Source organism: Pseudomonas sp. NFR02 (assembly GCF_900119375.1).
In the GTDB taxonomy this organism is placed as follows: Bacteria; Pseudomonadota; Gammaproteobacteria; order Pseudomonadales; family Pseudomonadaceae; genus Aquipseudomonas; species Aquipseudomonas paracarnis.
Map to the genome: position 1 here is coordinate 88151 of NZ_FPJJ01000006.1, position 19737 is coordinate 107887.

At 59.9% G+C, this 19737-nt stretch carries 19 protein-coding genes and 3 pseudogenes; 14 read left to right on the top strand and 8 right to left on the bottom strand.

Annotation, left to right across the window (positions count from 1 at the left end):
- The first annotated feature begins 141 nt into the window (after positions 1–141).
- From BT199_RS18515 to BT199_RS18540, 6 genes are all read left to right on the top strand, one after another.
- The gene (locus tag BT199_RS18515; protein WP_014720484.1) at positions 142–1005 is read left to right on the top strand and encodes a YicC/YloC family endoribonuclease; all 864 of its coding nucleotides are present in this window, start codon (positions 142–144) and stop codon (positions 1003–1005) included.
- A gap of 10 nt (positions 1006–1015) precedes the next feature.
- Positions 1016–1636 carry a guanylate kinase gene (gene gmk, locus BT199_RS18520; RefSeq protein ID WP_019818119.1) on the top strand — a complete coding sequence of 207 codons (621 nt, stop codon included), beginning with the start codon at positions 1016–1018 and terminating at the stop codon, positions 1634–1636.
- Positions 1637–1803: 167 nt separating this feature from the next.
- The gene (rpoZ, locus tag BT199_RS18525; protein ID WP_003195508.1) at positions 1804–2067 is read left to right on the top strand and encodes a DNA-directed RNA polymerase subunit omega; all 264 of its coding nucleotides are present in this window, start codon (positions 1804–1806) and stop codon (positions 2065–2067) included.
- Between the two features lie 60 nt (positions 2068–2127).
- A complete protein-coding gene (gene spoT / locus BT199_RS18530) occupies positions 2128–4233 on the top strand; it encodes a bifunctional GTP diphosphokinase/guanosine-3',5'-bis pyrophosphate 3'-pyrophosphohydrolase (protein ID WP_072435242.1) in 2106 nt (701 codons plus the stop codon).
- A 24-nt stretch (positions 4234–4257) separates the two neighbouring features.
- The gene (locus BT199_RS18535; RefSeq protein WP_003176922.1) at positions 4258–4638 is read left to right on the top strand and encodes a RidA family protein; all 381 of its coding nucleotides are present in this window, start codon (positions 4258–4260) and stop codon (positions 4636–4638) included.
- A 56-nt stretch (positions 4639–4694) separates the two neighbouring features.
- Positions 4695–5435: a hypothetical protein gene (locus BT199_RS18540; RefSeq protein WP_014720485.1), complete on the top strand. Its 741-nt coding sequence runs from the start codon at positions 4695–4697 to the stop codon at positions 5433–5435.
- Positions 5436–5560: 125 nt separating this feature from the next.
- Here BT199_RS18540 and BT199_RS18545 read toward each other — a convergent pair whose 3' ends face one another.
- Positions 5561–6412 (bottom strand): SDR family oxidoreductase, encoded by an 852-nt coding sequence (locus BT199_RS18545; protein WP_072435243.1) that lies wholly within the window; start codon positions 6410–6412, stop codon positions 5561–5563.
- A 188-nt stretch (positions 6413–6600) separates the two neighbouring features.
- Here BT199_RS18545 and exbB point away from each other — a divergent pair, with 188 nt between their 5' ends.
- The 6 genes from exbB to BT199_RS18575 all read left to right on the top strand — a co-directional run bounded on the left by exbB (position 6601) and on the right by BT199_RS18575 (position 13398).
- Positions 6601–7584 (top strand): tonB-system energizer ExbB, encoded by a 984-nt coding sequence (gene exbB / locus BT199_RS18550; protein WP_032873316.1) that lies wholly within the window; start codon positions 6601–6603, stop codon positions 7582–7584.
- Between the two features lie 6 nt (positions 7585–7590).
- Complete coding sequence (exbD, locus tag BT199_RS18555) at positions 7591–8016, top strand: TonB system transport protein ExbD (RefSeq protein WP_003195519.1); 426 nt, start codon at positions 7591–7593, stop codon at positions 8014–8016.
- Positions 8013–8759, top strand: coding sequence for an energy transducer TonB family protein (locus BT199_RS18560; protein ID WP_003195521.1), 747 nt, complete (start codon positions 8013–8015; stop codon positions 8757–8759). The genes exbD and BT199_RS18560 overlap by 4 nt, the downstream gene beginning before the upstream one ends.
- Before the next feature lie 156 nt (positions 8760–8915).
- Positions 8916–9836: a hydrogen peroxide-inducible genes activator gene (locus tag BT199_RS18565; RefSeq protein ID WP_003195523.1), complete on the top strand. Its 921-nt coding sequence runs from the start codon at positions 8916–8918 to the stop codon at positions 9834–9836.
- Between the two features lie 8 nt (positions 9837–9844).
- Complete coding sequence (gene recG, locus BT199_RS18570; protein ID WP_003195525.1) at positions 9845–11920, top strand: ATP-dependent DNA helicase RecG; 2076 nt, start codon at positions 9845–9847, stop codon at positions 11918–11920.
- A 77-nt stretch (positions 11921–11997) separates the two neighbouring features.
- Positions 11998–13398: an aminoacyl-tRNA deacylase and HDOD domain-containing protein gene (locus BT199_RS18575; RefSeq protein ID WP_072435244.1), complete on the top strand. Its 1401-nt coding sequence runs from the start codon at positions 11998–12000 to the stop codon at positions 13396–13398.
- 129 nt (positions 13399–13527) lie between these two features.
- Here BT199_RS18575 and BT199_RS26985 read toward each other — a convergent pair.
- Positions 13528–13620 (bottom strand): annotated as a pseudogene (locus tag BT199_RS26985) (helicase); the annotation flags it as partial.
- Positions 13621–13791: 171 nt separating this feature from the next.
- Between BT199_RS26985 and BT199_RS18580 the strand changes: the two are divergent.
- The gene (locus BT199_RS18580; RefSeq protein WP_072435245.1) at positions 13792–14715 is read left to right on the top strand and encodes a hypothetical protein; all 924 of its coding nucleotides are present in this window, start codon (positions 13792–13794) and stop codon (positions 14713–14715) included.
- A 55-nt stretch (positions 14716–14770) separates the two neighbouring features.
- Here the strand turns inward: BT199_RS18580 and BT199_RS18585 are convergent.
- The 4 genes and pseudogenes from BT199_RS18585 to BT199_RS18600 all read right to left on the bottom strand — a co-directional run.
- Positions 14771–15058 (bottom strand): annotated as a pseudogene (locus tag BT199_RS18585) (helicase); the annotation flags it as partial.
- Positions 15059–15112: 54 nt separating this feature from the next.
- Positions 15113–15589 (bottom strand): DUF6392 family protein, encoded by a 477-nt coding sequence (locus BT199_RS18590; protein ID WP_046070099.1) that lies wholly within the window; start codon positions 15587–15589, stop codon positions 15113–15115.
- Positions 15589–16992 (bottom strand): annotated as a pseudogene (locus tag BT199_RS18595) (S-type pyocin domain-containing protein). Before BT199_RS18595 ends, BT199_RS18590 begins: the two are co-directional and overlap by 1 nt.
- A 59-nt stretch (positions 16993–17051) precedes the next feature.
- Entirely contained in the window at positions 17052–17429 is a 378-nt protein-coding gene (locus BT199_RS18600) for a PAAR domain-containing protein (protein WP_072435247.1), read from the bottom strand.
- A gap of 441 nt (positions 17430–17870) precedes the next feature.
- On the opposite strand from BT199_RS18600, the gene BT199_RS18610 reads away from it, so the two are divergent.
- Positions 17871–18113: a DUF6124 family protein gene (locus BT199_RS18610; protein WP_046070102.1), complete on the top strand. Its 243-nt coding sequence runs from the start codon at positions 17871–17873 to the stop codon at positions 18111–18113.
- A 129-nt stretch (positions 18114–18242) separates the two neighbouring features.
- Here BT199_RS18610 and BT199_RS18615 read toward each other — a convergent pair whose 3' ends face one another.
- Both BT199_RS18615 and tagQ read right to left on the bottom strand, forming a co-directional pair.
- Positions 18243–18620, bottom strand: coding sequence for a helicase (locus BT199_RS18615; protein WP_072435248.1), 378 nt, complete (start codon positions 18618–18620; stop codon positions 18243–18245).
- 124 nt (positions 18621–18744) lie between these two features.
- Positions 18745–19668: a type VI secretion system-associated lipoprotein TagQ gene (tagQ, locus tag BT199_RS18620; RefSeq protein WP_003195532.1), complete on the bottom strand. Its 924-nt coding sequence runs from the start codon at positions 19666–19668 to the stop codon at positions 18745–18747.
- Between the last annotated feature and the right edge of the window lie 69 nt (positions 19669–19737).

Below are 19737 nucleotides of genomic sequence, written 5' to 3' on the forward strand. Positions count from 1 at the left end.
TAGGAGCGAGCTTGCTCGCGAAAAACGCCAAAAATTACGGGGGCTTGCTGATTCAGCGCGGCGCCTTGCGTTCTTCGCGAGCAAGCTCGCTCCTACAGGTCGGCCTGGCCAATTTCTATTTATCCAACGCGAGGTACCTCCATGGTGCACAGCATGACCGCCTTCGCCCGTGTCGAAAAAGCCGGGACCCAAGGCACCCTCAGCTGGGAACTGCGCTCGGTCAACAGCCGTTACCTGGAGCCGCACCTGCGCCTGCCAGAGTCGTTCCGCGACCTCGAAGGCGCCGTGCGTGAAGCGCTGCGCCAGGGCATTTCCCGTGGCAAGCTGGAATGCACCCTGCGCTTTACCGAAGAAACCACCGGCAAGCCGCTGCAGGTCGACCGCGACCGCGCCGCCCAACTGGTGGCCGCTGCCGAAACCATCGCCGGCCTGATCAAGCAGCCGGCCGCATTGAACCCTCTGGAAGTATTGGCCTGGCCCGGCGTGCTGGTGGCCGACGCGGCTGACCCACAGGCCCTGAATGCCGAAGCCCTCGCCCTGTTCAACCAGGGCCTGAAGGAACTCAAGGCCGGCCGTGAGCGCGAAGGCACCGAACTGGCGCGCCTGATCAGCGAGCGGCTGACATCGATCGAAGCCGACGTAGTGACCCTGCGTGAACTGGTACCGCAGATGCTCGCCACCCAGCGCCAGAAGGTCCTAGACCGCTTCACCGACATGAAGGCCGACCTCGACCCGACGCGCCTGGAACAGGAAATGGTCCTGCTCGCACAGAAGAGCGACGTGGCCGAAGAACTCGACCGCCTGAGTACCCATATCCTTGAAGTGCGCCGCGTACTCAAGTCGGGCGGTGCCGCCGGTCGGCGCCTGGACTTCCTGATGCAGGAACTCAACCGCGAAGCCAATACACTGGGCTCCAAGGCGTTCGACCCGCGCAGCACCACGGCGGCGGTCAACCTCAAAGTGTTGATCGAGCAAATGCGCGAACAAGTACAGAATATTGAGTAAGGCACCCTCCATGACCCACAGCACCGGCACCCTTTACATCATTTCCGCCCCTTCGGGCGCGGGCAAGAGCAGCCTGGTCAAGGCCTTGACCGACGCTGACGAGCAGATCCGCATTTCGGTCTCGCACACCACCCGCGCCATGCGCCCGGGCGAAGTGGACGGCGTGCACTATCACTTCGTCGAGCGTACCGAGTTCGTCAAGATGATCGAACACGGTGACTTCCTGGAGCGCGCCGAAGTGTTCGGCAACCTCTACGGCACCTCGCAGAGCCACCTGCAACAGACCCTGGACGAAGGCCACGACCTGATTCTGGAGATCGACTGGCAGGGCGCCGAGCAAGTGCGCCAGCTGATGCCCAAGGCGCGCTCCATCTTCATCCTGCCGCCCTCGCTCCAAGCCCTGCACCAGCGTCTGACCAACCGTGGCCAGGACAGCGACGAGATCATCGAAGGTCGCATGCGTGAGGCCGTCAGCGAAATGAGCCACTACGTCGACTACGACTACCTGATCATCAATGACGACTTTACCCACGCATTGGACGATTTGAAGGCGATTTTCCGCGCCAACCAACTGCAGCAAAAGCGCCAACAGCAGCGTTTCGGCAAATTACTCGCCGAATTGCTCGGTTGATTGGCGCTTCCCAAAACAGCTGCAAGGGCCTTACATTGGCACTTGTAGCGGTTTTGCGAAGGCCTGCGAAAAATCAGCGCTTCCCTAAACGCTGGTGATTTTTTAAACTGCTCAGTCCGCTCGCCCAACCGGGCAGCGCGCATCTTGCATTCGCTCCGAGGAATACCATGGCCCGCGTAACCGTTGAAGACTGCCTAGAACACGTGGATAACCGCTTTGAGCTGGTCATGCTCTCTACCAAGCGTGCCCGTCAACTGGCCACTGGCGGCAAAGAGCCCCTGGTCCAGTGGGAAAACGACAAGCCTACCGTTGTAGCCCTGCGTGAAATCGCTGAAGGCCTGATGAGCTACGAGTTCATCGCCAACGCCGAAATCGTTGAAGACGAACCGCTGTTTGCAGCGTTCGAAGGCGAGTCCAACGAGGACGTCTAAGCCTATGCCTGGTCGACGTAGCACGGCGCGGGGTCACAGCCATCGGCAGGAGTTCACACTTTGCCGAGCATAGACGCCCTCGCCGATCGCTTATCGGCCTACCTCGGCGCCGACCAGGTCAACCTGGTTCGCCGAGCGTATTTCTACGCCGAACAAGCCCACGACGGCCAACGCCGCCGTAGCGGCGAGGCGTATGTCACCCATCCTCTTGCGGTGGCCAATATTCTTGCCGACATGCACATGGACCATCAGAGCCTGATGGCCGCGATGCTGCATGACGTGATCGAAGACACCGGCATTGCCAAGGAAGCGCTCAGTGCGCAATTTGGCGAAACCGTGGCCGAACTGGTCGATGGGGTCAGCAAGCTGACCCAGATGAACTTCGAGACCAAGGCCGAAGCCCAGGCGGAAAACTTCCAGAAGATGGCCATGGCCATGGCCCGAGACATTCGGGTGATCCTGGTCAAGCTGGCCGACCGGCTGCACAACATGCGCACGCTGGAAGTGCTGTCCGGCGAAAAGCGCCGACGCATCGCCAAGGAAACCCTGGAAATCTATGCGCCCATCGCCAACCGGCTGGGCATGCACGCCATTCGTATCGAATTCGAAGACCTCGGCTTTAAAGCCATGCACCCCATGCGTTCGGCGCGCATCTACCAGGCGGTCAAGCGCGCACGGGGCAATCGCAAGGAAATCGTCAACAAGATCGAAGAGTCCCTGAGCCATTGCCTGGCGATCGACGAAATCGAGGGCGAGGTCAGCGGCCGGCAGAAGCACCTCTACGGCATCTACAAAAAGATGCGCGGCAAGCGCCGGGCCTTCAACGAGATCATGGACGTGTACGCGTTCCGGATTATCGTCGACAAGGTCGATACCTGCTACCGCGTGCTGGGCGCTGTACATAATTTGTACAAGCCGCTGCCGGGCCGCTTCAAGGACTACATCGCAATTCCCAAGGCCAACGGCTACCAGTCGCTGCATACCACCCTGTTTGGCATGCACGGCGTGCCGATCGAGATCCAGATCCGCACCCGCGAAATGGAAGAAATGGCCAACAACGGCATTGCCGCCCACTGGCTGTACAAGTCCAGCGGCGACGAGCAGCCCAAAGGCACCCATGCTCGCGCGCGCCAATGGGTCAAGGGCGTGCTGGAAATGCAGCAACGTGCCGGCAACTCCCTGGAATTTATCGAAAGCGTGAAGATCGACCTGTTCCCGGACGAGGTCTACGTGTTCACGCCCAAAGGCCGGATCATGGAGCTGCCCAAAGGCTCCACGGCGGTCGACTTTGCCTACGCAGTGCACACCGATGTCGGCAACAGCTGCATCGCCTGTCGCATCAACCGGCGCCTGGCCCCGCTGTCCGAACCACTGCAAAGCGGTTCCACGGTGGAGATCGTCAGCGCACCGGGCGCTCGCCCCAACCCGGCCTGGCTCAACTTTGTGGTCACCGGCAAGGCGCGTACGCATATTCGCCACGCGCTGAAATTGCAGCGCCGCTCCGAATCCATCAGCCTGGGCGAACGCCTGCTGAACAAGGTGCTCAACGGCTTCGACAGCGCCCTGGACAAGATCCCGCAAGAGCGCGTGCAAGCGATGCTCCACGAGTACCGCCAGGAAACCATCGAAGACCTGCTGGAAGATATCGGCCTGGGCAACCGCATGGCTTACGTGGTTGCGCGCCGCCTGCTGGGCGAAGGCGAACAGTTGCCGAGCCCTGAAGGCCCACTGGCGATTCGCGGCACCGAGGGCCTGGTGCTCAGCTACGCCAAATGTTGCACGCCGATCCCGGGCGACCCGATTGTTGGCCACTTGTCCGCCGGCAAAGGCATGGTGGTGCACCTGGACAACTGCCGCAACATCACTGAAATCCGCCACAACCCGGAAAAATGCATCCAGCTCTCGTGGGCCAAAGATGTCACCGGCGAATTCAACGTCGAACTGCGAGTTGAGCTGGAGCACCAGCGCGGCCTCATCGCCCTGCTGGCCAGCAGCGTCAACGCCGCCGACGGCAATATCGAGAAAATCAGCATGGACGAACGCGATGGTCGCATCAGCGTGGTCCAACTGGTGGTCAGCGTGCACGACCGTGTGCACCTGGCCCGCGTGATCAAAAAGTTGCGCGCCTTGACCGGTGTGATCCGCATCACCCGCATGCGTGCATAACCGATCCATTACAAGGAGTCATTCATGACCAAGACAGTTATCACCAGCGATAAAGCTCCAGCCGCCATCGGCACTTATTCCCAGGCGATCAAGGCGGGCAACACCGTCTACATGTCCGGCCAGATCCCGCTGGACCCAAAGACCATGGAACTGGTTGAAGGCTTCGAAGCCCAGACCGTACAGGTCTTTGAAAACCTCAAGTCCGTGGCTGAAGCTGCCGGTGGTTCGTTCAAGGACATCGTCAAGCTGAACATCTTCCTCACCGACCTCAGCCACTTCGCCAAGGTCAACGAGATCATGGGCAAGTACTTCGAACAACCTTACCCAGCCCGCGCCGCCATCGGCGTGGCCGCCCTGCCAAAGGGTGCACAGGTTGAGATGGACGCCATTCTGGTCATCGAGTAAAACACCCGGCGCAGCCCCAAAAGGCTGCGCCGACTTCGTTTCAGAAGGATTTCGTAATGCGCAAAGCGCTTGTAGCCTCTTCGTTGCTCGCCCTGTTGCTCGGTGGCTGTGCCAGTAACCCCGCCGACCTGGATGTAAGCGGTACCTGGATCAACCAGGCCGCCATCGACGCGGCAGCCAAGGGCGGCCCTTTGCGTGAAGCCCTGCAGTCTTATGGCCCCAACCTTGAGTGGGAGGTCAACACCAAGGCCTTGCAGGCCCGCTACTACAACGGTTTTGAAGTGGCGGAAGGCAAGTTGTCGGGTGAAGAGCCCGGCGCATGGAACGTGGATTTCTATGGCAGCTCTGCCACCGAACTCAAGCGCAAAGGCAAGCAACTGCTGCAAGTGGCCAACGACAACGAGCCCGAGCAGCTGTTTGCCCGCGCCAAAGACCCGGCCCCAGAAGGCGCGCCACTGGGCGCCAACTTCGAACGCGCGCTGTACGCGGCCTATATGGGCGGCGACTGGAAGATCAGCGACGGCACCGGCAGCGGCGCCACGGTGCAGTTCCAGGCAGACGGCAAGGTCGCTGGCCTACCGGGGGTTGATCGTTATTCACTCTGTCTGGCAGGCGATTGCGCCTCCATGAGCGGCGGCTATGACAGCATCTGGCTGCAACTGAACGGCCAGGGCAACCCTTGGATCTTCGCGCGCAAGGGTGAGCAACTGGAGATCTTCCAGGCGATCAATACCGCACAGGCCGATGAAGTGCCTTCGTTTACGCCAGGCCCTCGCCAATGGTTGCTTGAAAAGTAATAAAAGCCTCACCCAAATCCAAATGTGGGAGCTGGCTTGCCTGCGATGACGGTATTACATCCAACAAAGATGTGATTGATATACCGCTATCGCAGGCAAGCCAGCTCCCACATTTTTTGCGCGCTTCAGCCTTTCAGAATCGCCGCATAGCCTTCCCGGTAAGTCGGGTATGTCGGCATCCAGCCAAGCGCCTTGATACGCGCATTACTGCATTGTTTGCTGCCAGCACGGCGCACACTTGCATCTTCAGCCCACTCGGTCACACCCAGGTACTCGCGCAACCAGGCCACCACCTCGGCCAGTGGTGCCGGCGCATCGTCAACGCCGATGTAGACCTTGTCCAGCGAACCGCCCTTTTCCACATGCCGCAGCAAAAAGGCGAGCAGGCCCGCGGCGTCATCGGCGTGGATACGGTTGCCATACAACGGCGGGTCAATCGCTACGCGATAGCCTTGGCGAACCTGAGTGATCAGCCATTCACGACCCGGGCCGTAAATCCCGGTCAGTCGCACGATGGTCGCTGGAATACCGCTGTTGAGCGCCACCTGTTCAGCCTCCAGCATCACCTGCCCGGAATAGCCCTTCGCTTGCGTCTCGGACGTTTCGTCGACCCACTCGCCGTTTTGCTGCCCATACACACTGCTGCTGGAGACAAACAGCAAATGCTTGGGCGTCTGGCCGTAGTCTTCCAGCCACTCCAGCACATGCAGCAACCCTTGCACGTAGGCGGCGCGATAGCCGGCTTCGTCGTGGTCAGTGGCAGCGGCGCAGTACACCAGGTAATCCACCCCGCCGATGGGCCAGGTGTCAGGGCAGTCCTTTTTGAACAGGTCGCCGGCGATGCCGATCACCCCGTCGGGCAGGCGCGAAATATCGCGGCGCAGGCCGTGAACCTCCCATTCCGAGGCCAGCAATTGGCTAGCCAGCCGACTACCCACATCACCGCAACCGGCAATCACAACAGAAGGCACAGACATCACAAAACTCCATTCTCAAAGGCGCAGATTAGCCGCGCGAGTGGATCAACGGCCAGTAAAAAGCGAAATAAAGTAACAGTGCCACTTTAGTTAACAAGAATTACTTGCAATAATAACCGCCCATTTGTCCTCGACCCGAAATGGTCTGGAAGGACGATCACCCATTTTTTCTCTCAGGTCCGGCCAGCATGACACGTCATACAAACCCCGCTTCGCCAACCAAGCTTCACAGCCCCTCCCGCGCCTGGCGTGCGATTGCTGCGATGCTGTTCAGCGTATTGCTGGCACCGACCGCCGCATTCGCTGACGCCACTGCCCCCGCCGCTCCGGCAGCTGCCGAGCAAAATGCCGCTACTGCGGCAACGCCTGCCGTCGCGCCAGTGGCCACCGACCCGGCCCAGGCCGCCGGCGCCGCCGCACCTGCCGACGAAACCGGCGTGGTGCTTGAGGAAGACAACACCCTGGGCATGGCCCACGACTTGTCACCATGGGGCATGTACCAGAATGCTGACGTGGTGGTGAAAGCCGTCATGATCGGCCTGGCCATTGCCTCGATCATCACCTGGACCATCTGGATTGCCAAAGGCTTCGAGCTGTTGGGCGCCAAGCGTCGTCTGCGCGCTGAAATCGTCCACCTGAAAAAAGCCACCACCCTCAAGGAAGCGAGCGAAACCGCGACCAAGAAGGGCACCCTGGCTAACCTGCTGGTGCACGACGCACTGGAAGAAATGCGCCTGTCGGCCAACACTCGCGAAAAAGAAGGCATCAAGGAGCGCGTCAGCTTCCGCCTGGAGCGCCTGGTTGCCGCCTGCGGCCGTAACATGAGCAGCGGCACCGGCGTACTCGCCACCATCGGTTCCACTGCGCCCTTCGTCGGCCTGTTCGGTACCGTGTGGGGCATCATGAACAGCTTCATCGGCATCGCCAAAACCCAGACCACCAACCTCGCCGTCGTTGCCCCTGGCATCGCCGAAGCCCTGCTGGCTACCGCCCTGGGCCTGGTTGCCGCGATTCCTGCGGTGGTGATCTACAACGTCTTCGCCCGTTCGATTGCCGGCTACAAGGCTCAGGTATCGGATGCATCGGCTGAAGTCCTGTTGCTGGTCAGCCGTGACCTCGATCACCTGCCTACCGAGCGCAGCTCGCAACCGCACATGGTGAAAGTGGGGTAATCGGCCATGGGCCTGCATTTGAATCAAGGCGACGACGAACTCGTCGAGAACCACGAAATCAACGTCACGCCGTTTATCGACGTGATGCTGGTGCTGCTGATCATCTTCATGGTGGCGGCACCGCTGGCGACCGTGGACATCAAAGTGGACCTGCCCGCGTCCAGCGCCAAGCCGGCGCCGCGGCCAGAGAAACCGATATTCCTCAGCGTCAAGGCGGACCAACGCCTGTTCCTGGGCGAAGAAGAGGTCAAGGCTGAAACCCTGGGGCCGGTGCTGGATGCCAAGACCCAAGGCAAGAAAGACACGACGATCTTCTTCCAGGCCGACAAAGGCGTGGACTATGGCGACCTGATGAGCGTGATGGATGCCCTGCGGGCAGCCGGCTACCTCAAGGTAGGCCTGGTCGGACTTGAGACGGCAGCCAAGAAATGATCACGACGCGCCACAAACTGACGCGTTATGGCACCAGCCTCGCCGTCGTGCTGGGCGTGCATGCCGTCGCGATCATCATCGCGCTTCAATGGTCCGCGCCGCAGGCGATCCAGCTGCCACCTGCCGCCATGGTCATCGACCTGGCGCCGCTGCCAGCGCCACCGCCGCCTCCAGCACCGCCCAAGGTCGTTGCGCCGCCGCCACCACCGGTCGAAGAGCTGCCCCTGCCGAAGCTGGCCGAGGCGCCCAAGCCAACGATCCAGGTGCCCAAGCCGGTCAAGCCCAAGCCTAAGCCACAACCGCCAAAGCCGGTGGAGAAGAAGCCCGAGCCGCCCAAGGAGAAACCTTCCGAGGAGCCACCGAGCGAAACGCCGCCGAGCAACGCACCTGCGCAGAAGTCCGCCCAGCCTACACCGGGCCCGTCGGCACAGCAGCTGGCCGCCCAGGCATCCTGGCAAAGCACGTTGCTGGCGCACCTGCAGAAGTACAAGAAGTACCCGCCCGGCGCCCAACGCAGTGGCAAGGAAGGTATGAACCGCTTGCGCTTCGTGGTCGATGGCGAAGGCAATGTGCTGTCCTACGAACTGGAAGGCCGCTCCGGCAACGCCGACCTGGACCGTGCAACGCTTGAGATGATCCGCAAGGCTCAGCCGCTACCCAAGCCACCGGCAGACCTGTTGAAAAACGGCAGCGTCGAACTGGTCGCGCCGTTCGTCTACAACATCGACAAGCGTCGCCGCTGACAGAGCACTGTGGGAGGGACTGGTGCCCTCCCACATTCGCTTTATTACCTCAGCAAAATTCCGACACTCCCCACTCAATCCCCAGCAAAGTTCTGATAACGTGCGTCTATCGATTGCAGCCGGTATGCTTGGCCCGCAACCTCATGGACGCCCGCTATGACTCTCACAGAATTACGCTACATCGTGACCCTCGCCCAAGAACAGCACTTCGGCCATGCAGCCGAGCGTTGCCACGTCAGCCAGCCGACGCTGTCGGTGGGTGTGAAAAAGCTTGAAGACGAACTCGGTGTGCTGATTTTCGAGCGCAGCAAGAGCGCCGTTCGCCTCACCCCGGTGGGCGAAGGCATCGTTGCCCAGGCGCAGAAGGTCCTGGAACAGGCGCAAAGCATTCGCGAATTGGCCCAGGCCGGCAAGAACCAGCTGACCGCGCCGCTCAAGGTCGGCGCGATCTATACGGTCGGCCCCTACCTGTTCCCGCACCTGATCCCGCAACTGCATCGCGTCGCGCCGCAGATGCCGCTGTATATCGAAGAAAACTTCACCCACGTGCTGCGCGACAAACTGCGCAACGGCGAGCTGGACGCGATCATCATCGCCCTGCCCTTCAACGAAGCGGACGTGCTGACCCTGCCGCTCTACGACGAGCCGTTCTATGTGCTGATGCCAGCCTCTCACCCGTGGACCAAGAAGGACACCATCGACGCCGGCCTGCTCAACGACAAGAGCCTGCTGCTGCTCGGTGAAGGCCACTGCTTCCGCGACCAGGTGCTGGAAGCCTGCCCGACCCTGACCAAGGGCAACGACGGCGCCAAGCACACCACGGTGGAATCCAGCTCCCTGGAAACCATTCGCCATATGGTCGCTTCCGGCCTGGGCATTTCGATCCTGCCGCTGTCTGCGGTAGACAGCCATCACTACGCCCAGGGCGTGATCGAAGTTCGCCCACTCACGCCGCCGGTGCCGTTCCGTACCGTAGCGATTGCCTGGCGCGCCAGCTTCCCGCGCCCCAAAGCGATTGAGATCCTCGCGGACTCGATCCGTCTGTGTTCGGTGGCCAAGCCGCCCGTTGCGAGCTAAGCCACGGTATGACTGAGCTGTCGCAGGTGTCGGTGACGGCACTCAAGGGTGTCGGTGAGGCCATGGCCGAGAAGCTGGCCAAGGTCGGCCTGGAGAACCTTCAGGACGTGCTGTTCCACCTGCCCCTGCGCTACCAGGACCGCACCCGCGTGGTGCCCATCGGCCATTTGCGCCCTGGGCAAGACGCGGTGATCGAAGGCACCGTCAGTGGCGCCGACGTGGTGATGGGCAAGCGCCGCAGCCTGGTGGTGCGCCTGCAGGACGGCACTGGCGGCTTGAGCTTGCGCTTCTACCACTTCAGCAACGCGCAGAAGGAAGGGCTCAAGCGTGGCACCCGCGTGCGCTGCTATGGCGAGGCACGCCCAGGCGCATCGGGCCTGGAAATCTACCACCCGGAATACCGCGCCATTACCGGCGATGAGCCGCCACCGGTGGACACCACGCTCACGCCGATCTACCCGCTGACCGAGGGCCTGACCCAGCAACGCCTGCGCCAGTTGTGCATGCAGACCCTGACCATGCTCGGCCCGCAAAGCCTGCCCGATTGGCTGCCCCTGGAGCTGGCCCGCGACTATCAGCTGGCGCCCCTGGCCGATGCGATCCGGTATTTGCATCACCCGCCCGCCGATGCCGATGTGGACGAACTCGCCCTCGGTCATCACTGGGCCCAGCATCGCCTGGCCTTTGAAGAACTGCTCACGCACCAGCTGTCCCAGCAACGCCTGCGCGAAAGCATGCGTTCCCTGCGCGCCCCGGCGATGCCCAAGGCCACGCGGCTGCCTGCGCAATACCTGGCCAACCTCGGCTTTGCGCCGACCGGCGCGCAACAGCGCGTGGGCAATGAAATCGCCTACGACCTCAGCCAGCAAGAACCGATGCTGCGGTTGATCCAGGGTGACGTAGGCGCCGGCAAGACCGTGGTCGCTGCCCTCGCCGCCCTGCAAGCCCTGGAAGCTGGCTATCAAGTGGCGCTGATGGCACCGACGGAAATCCTCGCCGAACAACACTTCATCACCTTCAAGCGCTGGCTCGAACCGCTGGGCCTGGAGGTGGCGTGGCTGGCTGGCAAGCTCAAAGGCAAAAACCGCGTGGCCGCCCTGGAGCAGATCGCCGCCGGAGCACCGATGGTGGTGGGCACCCATGCGCTGTTCCAGGACGAAGTGCAGTTCAAGAACCTTGCGCTAGTGATCATCGACGAACAGCACCGATTTGGCGTGCAACAGCGCCTGGCCCTGCGCCAGAAAGGCGTGGGCGGGCGCATGAACCCGCACCAGTTGATCATGACCGCCACGCCGATCCCACGCACCCTGGCCATGAGCGCCTACGCCGACCTCGACACCTCGATCCTCGACGAACTGCCGCCGGGGCGTACGCCGGTCAACACCGTGCTGGTCACCGACACCCGACGTGTCGAAGTGATCGAGCGCGTGCGCGGTGCCTGCGCCGAAGGCCGCCAGGCGTACTGGGTGTGTACCCTGATCGAAGAGTCCGAAGAACTGACCTGCCAGGCCGCCGAAACCACTTATGAAGACCTCACCAGTGCCTTGGGTGAGCTCAAGGTGGGGTTGATCCATGGCCGTATGAAACCGGCGGAAAAAGCCGCAGTGATGGCCGAGTTCAAGGCCGGCAACCTGCAATTGCTGGTGGCTACCACCGTGATTGAAGTGGGCGTGGACGTCCCCAACGCCAGCCTGATGATCATCGAAAACCCCGAACGCCTGGGCCTGGCGCAGCTGCACCAGCTGCGCGGGCGGGTTGGCCGGGGCAGTGCCGCCAGCCACTGCGTGCTGCTCTATCACCCGCCACTGTCGCAGATCGGTCGCCAGCGACTGGGCATCATGCGCGAAACCAACGACGGTTTTGTTATCGCCGAAAAAGACCTCGAACTGCGCGGCCCCGGTGAAATGCTCGGCACGCGCCAGACCGGCCTGCTGCAATTCAAGGTCGCCGACCTGATGCGCGATGCCGACCTGCTGCCCGCCGTGCGCGATGCTGCGCAAGCATTGCTCGAACGTTGGCCCGATCACGTCAGCCCCTTGCTCAACCGCTGGCTGCGGCACGGCCAGCAATACGGCCAAGTGTGACGCCTGACGCACTTATCCGACCAACACCCGTATCAAGCTGGTTATACTCCAATGAATGTAAGAAATTGGATCAGGCCATGTCAGAAGTTGCCCTCGCCACAGCCCCACTGACCGCCCCGCCGGTCATTCGGGCGCTGCTCGCAAAGCTCGCCATCCCCTACGCGGAAGTCATCGAACAGCCTGGCCTGAACCCTGCACAAAAGGTCCAGGCGGTGTTGCTTGAAGATGCGGTTGGCGCGCTCATGGTGCTGTTCCCCCAAAGCCAGTTGCTGGACCTCAACCGCCTCGCCGAACTCACCGGTCGCCGCCTCACGGCCGTCGCCCCCGAGCGTGTCGAGCGCATGCTGGGCAAGCATGACCTGAGCCTGCTGCCGGGTTTGCCGCCCCTGACCAGTTCGCCGTGCCTGTACGAAGGCCGCTTGCTCAATGAGCCGAGCCTGCTGGTGCATTCGGGCGAAGCCGGGCTGTTGCTGGAAATCCCCAGCGACGCCTTCAAGAGCCTGCTCACCAAGGCCAGCGCCGCGCAGTTCGGGGAACCCTTGAGCAACATCCGCCCGAATCTCGACCGCCCCAATGATGACCGCGAGGAAATCACCCAGGCGATGCAAGCCTTCACCGCGCGTCGTATTCAGCAGCGCCTGGAAGCGACCATCGAGATTCCACCGCTGGCCGACACCGCGCAGAAGATCATCAAGCTGCGCGTCGATCCCAATGCCACCATCGACGACATCACCGGCGTGGTGGAAACCGACCCGGCCCTCGCCGCCCAGGTCGTAAGCTGGGCCGCGTCGCCCTACTACGCTTCGCCGGGCAAGATCCGCTCAGTCGAAGACGCCATCGTGCGCGTGCTGGGCTTTGATCTTGTGATCAACCTGGCGCTGGGCCTGGCCCTGGGCAAAACCCTGAGCCTGCCCAAGGACCGCCCGCACCTGTCCACGCCGTACTGGCACCAGTCGATCTACACCGCCGCCGTGATTGAAGGCCTGACCCGTGCCATGCCCCGCGCCCAGCGCCCGGAAGCCGGCCTGACCTACCTGGCAGGTTTGCTGCACAACTTCGGCTATCTGCTGCTGGCCCACGTGTTTCCGCCCCACTTCTCGCTGATCTGCCGGCACCTGGAGGTCAACCCGCACCTGTGCCACAGCTACGTCGAGCAACACTTGCTGGGCATCAGCCGCGAACAGATCGGCGCCTGGCTGATGCGCTACTGGGACATGCCGGACGAATTGTGCACCGCCCTGCGCTTCCAGCACGACCCGACGTACGACGGGCAATACGCCGAGTATCCGAACCTGGTGTGCCTGGCGGTGCGCCTGTTGCGCAGCCGGGGGATTGGCTCCGGGCCGGATGAATCCATTCCGGACGCATTGCTTGAGCGCCTGGGCTTGAGCCGCGAGAAGGCGGAGGATGTGGTCGGTAAAGTGCTGGATGCCGAAGTGCTGTTGCGCGAATTGGCTTCGCAGTTCAGCCAGGGGTAAATCTGGCGCTTGTTACACCGCTATCGCAGGCAAGCCAGCTCCCACAGTGACCGCGTTCCAACGTTGAAATAGGGTCAACTGTGGGAGCTGGCTTGCCTGCGATGAATTCAACTCGGTCTACCTGACCGCCTACTTCTTTTTCTTCGGCTTCAAACACTTGGTCAGCCCCTGGAACCAGATCACCAGCGCCGGGTTGCCCTTGATCTGGATCGACTTGTCCTGATTACGATGAACACGCGCTACAGAGCCACAGGTAGAGGCAGCGGGAATTAAGTCCATAGCCCACAGACTCAGAACATTCAGACACATACAAAATGGAACTGTAACACTTAGTCGGCTCACACAGTATAAGCACGTAATTTGTCCTACTTGACTAACGCGGAGTTTCTTACTATGTCCATGCCCATTAACCAGTTTCTTAACGCGTCACAACGCCCTGACCTTGGCGATCTTTCCTACCCCCTGCCTTCATCAACCGAGAACGTGGGAGGCCCCAACAATAAAATCATAATAAGTCATTATGGACAAACAGCTGTTGTTTCGCACAGAGATCCCGGGGCGGTCTTCAATGAGCGCGGCTTCCACCCGGCCTCGACAGTAAAAATAAATACAGGCAACTCGGATGACCTTGTCTATATAAAGAAGTTTGATAATCGGTTAACTGCAATTGTGAACGGTGTAGCCATTAAGCTAGATATTGATGAGTCCAATCCCAGTGGCAACCAAGCCAAGCTCTTTATTACGACCTACGGGGGTAAAGATACAGTAATCGTCGACCCTGACGTCAAAACAGACATACACATTGACACCGGGGCTGATGACGACCAGGTGGAGACCGGCGGTGGGCATGCTCAAGTCTATCTTGGGAATGGCGCAGATATAGGCAAACTCGGCGCGGGGGGAGGAGAGCTATATGGCCAAGACGGCGATGACGAGTTACATGGTGGCACCGCTGGTTCCGCCCACCTTGTCGGTGGTTCAGGAAGTAATACCATGATGAGCAACCTCCAGCGTTCTGACGATCAGGCAACTTGGATAGTTGCCCAAGGAGAGAACGACAAAATAAGGTCACGCTCCTTTACAACCATTAAAATTGAATCACAATCTGCATACGTCTTGGTAAACCCCGAAGTCCCAACACACATCGACATTGCAGAAAACGCGGGCAACACTGAAACCGTAGCCTTATGGGCAGGCAATGAAGAGGAAAATGTAGACGTCACCTATACCGGCCGTCAGGACGATGAAAAAGATATTAAGCGCACTCAACAGGGGCCACGAAGTGAGAGCGAAGAAAATGCCCTGTGGCCCAATTAAGCCGTAAAGTCGATATCGTTCCCGGCGCCTTCAACACACCGGCAGTCAACAGTAACTAACGTACCGTCTTTTTGCGCGGCTTCAAATACTTGGTCAGGCCCTGAAACCAGATCACCAGCGCCGGGTTGCCCTTGATCTGGATCGACTTGTCCTGAATCCCCGTCATGAACGCCAGTTGCTTGTTCTTCGCCTGCATCGTGGCGAAGCCGTAGGCGGCATCCTTGAAGGCAATCGCGAAGGCCGGCGCCGGGTGTACGCCCGAGCGGCTGGTGATGCGCTGGTCTTTGACGATGAAGTGACGGGCAACCTTGCCGTCGAGGGTCTGCAGCTGGAAGGCGGGATTAATCGTTCCCACGCAGAGCGAGGGAACGAGTACTAATTGAGAACGGAGCGCAGATCAGACGTGGCTCTTATCGATTAATGTAAATACCAACGCTTTCACCTGAAAAGTTGAGGAGTACTTGCAAACCAGCTTGATATTGGGATGGGTGCTTGGATCAAGATGATAGGCATCCCATCCTCCAGTCATGCCTCCGGGCTGTGGCATTTTTACAGGAGCACCTGACTCTATAGGGACGCCGAAATGCGACCGAATGTCGGATTTTGTCATCGTAGAAGCGAGCGGTCTGGGCAGCTCGCCCTTATATTCAACCGTTGAGGGAGTACTTTTAAGCAGAGTGATGAATAGCGTTTCCAATCGCTTGGTTTCTGCCCAAAAACTCAAGGAAAGACCCAATGCCGGTTCCAAGTAAAGGCGATCCCGCCCTTCATAAAGTTCCTGTAATGGCTGGTTCGGTATCAACCCTTCGGCAATCAAAACGTCGTAGCGCCTGCCAAGACTCCTGATCCAGCCCTCGATAGTTTTCGCATTCATCAATACCACCCCTGTTCTTTAGCGAGCCTATGCAGCTGCTCTCGAGCCACTTCAATGTCCGCATCGGTGAAGCCTTCTTCAAGAAGGCCGCGTTTAATCGCATTGAAATTGCTGTCCACTGCTGCCCTAAGGTCGGAGGCATCCTGCACCTGCTTTGCTTTGGTACTACGTCCCCCATAGGTCTCACTGTATTTTTGATGGACTCGGGCAGGAATAGCGATGCTTGGGGCTCGTCGAAGATAATCCCTTATTTCCCGTGGATCCATTTCTCCGTCAAGTTTTAATAAAACGGCTTCAAGCACTTTACGAGCCGGAAGATGATCGATGTCATAACCATCTTTGATGCTGCGACTGCTCAAGTCGTCATATGCCCCAACTTCCAGTGGAGTAACCATTGGCTTGGCAAACACCAAATACAACGGCGGCAGACCCGAATCAGCAGGAAACGAAATGATCGTATCCTGCCAGGTGGCGTTCTCAGCTTCCCGACCTGGGTAGTGACTAATCGCCGAATCTTGCCCCACTGCAACCGGATGAACGAACAAATTATCCAAGCGTTCCGGTGTACCCGGATACGGGCTCGGCACGTTGACCACCGGCCCATGGTTCGGCGTCTACATGATGCTGATGCCATCGAGCACCGCCACCATCGCGCTGTTATCCGTATTCCATCTGGCTTGCGCAACGGGTACACGATCAGCCCCACTCTCAGGCTTGGTATGTATGCCGTAAACACGCAGCTCACCTGACTCGTCCTGGCGAAACTGAAAACGCACCCGCGTACTGGCCGAGCGCATACCTGCCAACTGTGCGGGGCTGTACAGCGTTGAGTCACCGATATCTCGCGGCCAAAAAGCCAGAAGTACAACATTGAGTGTTGAACTGGCTGCGGCCAGCCCGCGCACGGCCCAGGCACCAAGGTCGCTGCCGAGTGTTCCAGCGACCCTGCCGACAGCACCCGCAGTACCGGTCGACGCCATAACGGCGGTGGTGCCGAAGTTCTTAGCCTGTTCAGGGCCAGTTCCTGCCGCCGTAGAACCGGCTGGCACCGAAACGCATGATTTGGCGAATACGCATGCATCAGCACCACGATTCACTGCGCCGGGGACGGAGAAGTTGGAAACGGGAGGGTTGGGTGTGTTTAGGCCTGTCCAAGTGAAGGTGTCACGTTGAGGTTGTGTTTCGAACACCTGAGATTTGGACCACTGGCACGCGATCAGCTCCGGTGGCGGATCGCATTTGCATATACACAAATCACCCTCAAGCGCAGCTTGTTTGCCGCCCCATTCTTCGTGCAGATGAGGTCCGGTGAGCGCAATGAAACCTTCAGTGCCGCATGCCGGACAAGCGACCCGGTCACCCTCCCTGGCGATCATTTGGCCGCTGAAGCTGGTACGCGCCATACCGCTGATCACTTCACCACCGGCCGTGGTCTTTGCGCCAGTGGTGATGTTGTAGCGCTTCACATCTGGCTCTCCAGGCGATATCCAGGCTGTAGAAGGCCGGGAATGCCATCGTCGTCCGCGTACTCCACCACCTGAGCCAGATTTTGCAGGCCACCCGTCACGGTGTCGCCGTTGTCGGTAGCACTGCCGACAATTGCGATTGGCAGGCCTTTGTAGGTCGCCGCGAAACCTGCTCCTGAGACAATTTCGCTCTCTTTGCCATCGTGATACCGCACCCGGTCGCCGACGCAAGCGACCCGCAAGTCATGAATTTCAAGGCTGGTGCTTGCAGTAATGACTTCGCCGCCCATGCGCGTTTTGGAGCCAAGTGTCGCATAGTCATAGATGGCTTTGACTGGGCGAGATTGTTGGATTTCAGTATCGGTGTCCTTCATGTCCTTTCCTTTTTTAGGGCGTGCGCGGGGCTCAAACACCGTCGTGGCGTTGAGTCGTGCAAAGGGGATCGCGCCGCTGTGACGCGCAGGAAGATGTTGCTGACTGATGGAAAGCCAGATAACTGACCGTTCGGCTAGGTATTGGTAAAAACCGAAACGTCCGACAAGGTTTTGGGGTTGCCCCTAGGAAATCCGCTCTCTAGTCTCCGTACACCGCTGCGAACTCAGCGGTCGGGCGTCGCGGCCCGGATTGATTAAGTACCGCCTCCTTTCAGTTGACGCTTTTTTATCGTCTACTGTGCTGCGTTATGGTGGCTGTGCGCGGGATACCCTCGGGTATGCCGGTTTCCTTAATCTCCGGTCCGCGAACCTGCGCACAGCTGCCACCCCATCGCATCGCGGCGATCAGTGGCAGCTCCACTTAGATTAAGGAATTTCATAATGATCAAACCCACCCCCAACCCTCCCATCCGCCTGTTCACCGTTGCCGACGGTATCAGCACCGAAGACCTGTTGATCAACCTCAGCGAAACACTTGCTTCGGCCAATGCGCTGAGCTGCGACCTGGCCTTTAACTTAGAAGGTTCACCACGAGAGGAACTGCTGGGCGTTGCGCAATTGATCGAGCTGGCACAGTTGTTGGCTGATCGAGTACTCACTGTCTCAGGACAGGTAAGCCCGTGAGATGACGGACTGACCCCTTTTGCGAGCAAGTCACTTCCCATATTTGACCGAATTCCAGCTATGGAATGCATTCCAAGTGTGGGAGGGGGCTTGCTCCCGATGAATCCAACTCGGTTTTACTGAAAAACCTCAGCTCTTCTTTTTCTTCGGCTTCAAATACTTGGTAAGCCCCTGGAACCAGATCACCAGTGCCGGGTTGCCCTTGATCTGGATCGACTTGTCCTGAATCCCCGTCATGAACGCCAGTTGCTTGTTCTTCGCCTGCATCGTGGCGAAGCCGTAGGCGGCATCCTTGAAGGCAATGGCGAAGGCCGGCGCCGGGTGGACACCTGAGCGGCTGGTGATGCGCTGGTCTTTGACGATGAAGTGACGGGCAACCTTGCCGTCGAGGGTCTGCAGCTGGAAGGCCAGGTCTTTGTCACCCAGTTGCTGCTGGAAGGCGGGGTTGGTGCGGCTGGCTTTGCCCATCATCAGGCCCAGCACCCACAGGAGAAGACGAAATTTCATGCACACGGCCTCGGTGTATTTATTGGAGTGGCCGCAGCAGTGTAACGATTTGCAAAAAGAACGCCACCGATCTCGCGCTTTAGGCGCAGATCGGTTGGCGTTTAACGCTTATAGCAACAAGTACTTAAACGTTAGGGCATGGCACTGGCGCCCAATCGGCCAGGTTTGGATTGCGGCAGGTTGCTTCGATCTGGGTCTTGCCTGCACTGGCGACCTGCTTGCTTTCAGCTTGCTTGGCCTGCACGGTCTGGATGCTACGTTCGGTGGTTACCGCTTCTTTCGGCACTGTCGGCAGCACCGGCTTCTTGGCTGGCTTGACGGCTTTCTTGCCCTTGGCCGGAGCGACCACTGGCGTGGTATCGGCGGTGGCCACGGTCACCACATCGCTGCGCTGTACGCCGACCTGTTGCAGGTCTTTCTCGTAGGCCTGGGTGTAGTTGTTCAGGTCTTCGCTCGCCTTGCCGTTGACCGTTACGATCAGGTCATTGGATTCCTTCAGGCCCGCGACGATTTCCGCCAGGCGCTTGCGGCCTTCGGTGTCGTTGACGGTCTTGGCCTTGCGATCAGCCACCAGCTTGGTGAATGCGCTCTGGTAGCACTGCTGCGAGGCCTTGGCATAGGCGGTGCTGCGGTCGATGTCCGAGGCGCTTTTGTTGAAGTCGGTGGAGTAGGACGCGATGCGCTGGTTGTCATCGGTGATCTGTTTCTGGCGCTCGGTGTAGTAACCCGCCGCACCGCCAGCCAGGGCGCCGCCTGCGGCACCGATCGCGGCATTGCGGCCACGGCTGTCCTTGTCGCCGGTCAGCGCGCCCAGCAGGGCACCGCCGGCCGCGCCGATAGCGGCACCGGTGACGACCGACTTGGTCATGTCCGAATCGGTGGCGCGCAGGTGCTGCACCGGCTCGTAGCAGTTGGGGTAGTACTCGACCTTGGTGCTCGACGCCACCTTGGACGCAGGCGACGTAGCGCAACCAGTCAACACGGTACTGAAACCAGCTGCGATCAGCAGCAGGTGACGCTTGGAAACCGCCTTACGGGAAAAAAGCATAGATGTGATCTCTGTTAAGTTTGACTTGCCCAGCACGGCCCACCGCCGCCTGAGTCCCTTCCAAGCTCG

Excerpts from the sequence above, each read along its gene's own strand:
- BT199_RS18515 (WP_014720484.1), top strand. The coding sequence starts at position 142 with ATGGTGCACAGCATGACCGCCTTCGCCCGTGTCGAAAAAGCCGGGACC.
- gmk (WP_019818119.1), top strand. The coding sequence starts at position 1,016 with ATGACCCACAGCACCGGCACCCTTTACATCATTTCCGCCCCTTCGGGC.
- rpoZ (WP_003195508.1), top strand. The coding sequence starts at position 1,804 with ATGGCCCGCGTAACCGTTGAAGACTGCCTAGAACACGTGGATAACCGC.
- BT199_RS18535 (WP_003176922.1), top strand. The coding sequence starts at position 4,258 with ATGACCAAGACAGTTATCACCAGCGATAAAGCTCCAGCCGCCATCGGC.
- BT199_RS18540 (WP_014720485.1), top strand. The coding sequence starts at position 4,695 with ATGCGCAAAGCGCTTGTAGCCTCTTCGTTGCTCGCCCTGTTGCTCGGT.
- BT199_RS18545 (WP_072435243.1), bottom strand. The coding sequence starts at position 6,412 with ATGTCTGTGCCTTCTGTTGTGATTGCCGGTTGCGGTGATGTGGGTAGT.
- exbB (WP_032873316.1), top strand. The coding sequence starts at position 6,601 with ATGACACGTCATACAAACCCCGCTTCGCCAACCAAGCTTCACAGCCCC.
- exbD (WP_003195519.1), top strand. The coding sequence starts at position 7,591 with ATGGGCCTGCATTTGAATCAAGGCGACGACGAACTCGTCGAGAACCAC.
- BT199_RS18560 (WP_003195521.1), top strand. The coding sequence starts at position 8,013 with ATGATCACGACGCGCCACAAACTGACGCGTTATGGCACCAGCCTCGCC.
- BT199_RS18565 (WP_003195523.1), top strand. The coding sequence starts at position 8,916 with ATGACTCTCACAGAATTACGCTACATCGTGACCCTCGCCCAAGAACAG.
- recG (WP_003195525.1), top strand. The coding sequence starts at position 9,845 with ATGACTGAGCTGTCGCAGGTGTCGGTGACGGCACTCAAGGGTGTCGGT.
- BT199_RS18575 (WP_072435244.1), top strand. The coding sequence starts at position 11,998 with ATGTCAGAAGTTGCCCTCGCCACAGCCCCACTGACCGCCCCGCCGGTC.
- BT199_RS18580 (WP_072435245.1), top strand. The coding sequence starts at position 13,792 with ATGTCCATGCCCATTAACCAGTTTCTTAACGCGTCACAACGCCCTGAC.
- BT199_RS18590 (WP_046070099.1), bottom strand. The coding sequence starts at position 15,589 with ATGAATGCGAAAACTATCGAGGGCTGGATCAGGAGTCTTGGCAGGCGC.
- BT199_RS18600 (WP_072435247.1), bottom strand. The coding sequence starts at position 17,429 with ATGAAGGACACCGATACTGAAATCCAACAATCTCGCCCAGTCAAAGCC.
- BT199_RS18610 (WP_046070102.1), top strand. The coding sequence starts at position 17,871 with ATGATCAAACCCACCCCCAACCCTCCCATCCGCCTGTTCACCGTTGCC.
- BT199_RS18615 (WP_072435248.1), bottom strand. The coding sequence starts at position 18,620 with ATGAAATTTCGTCTTCTCCTGTGGGTGCTGGGCCTGATGATGGGCAAA.
- tagQ (WP_003195532.1), bottom strand. The coding sequence starts at position 19,668 with ATGCTTTTTTCCCGTAAGGCGGTTTCCAAGCGTCACCTGCTGCTGATC.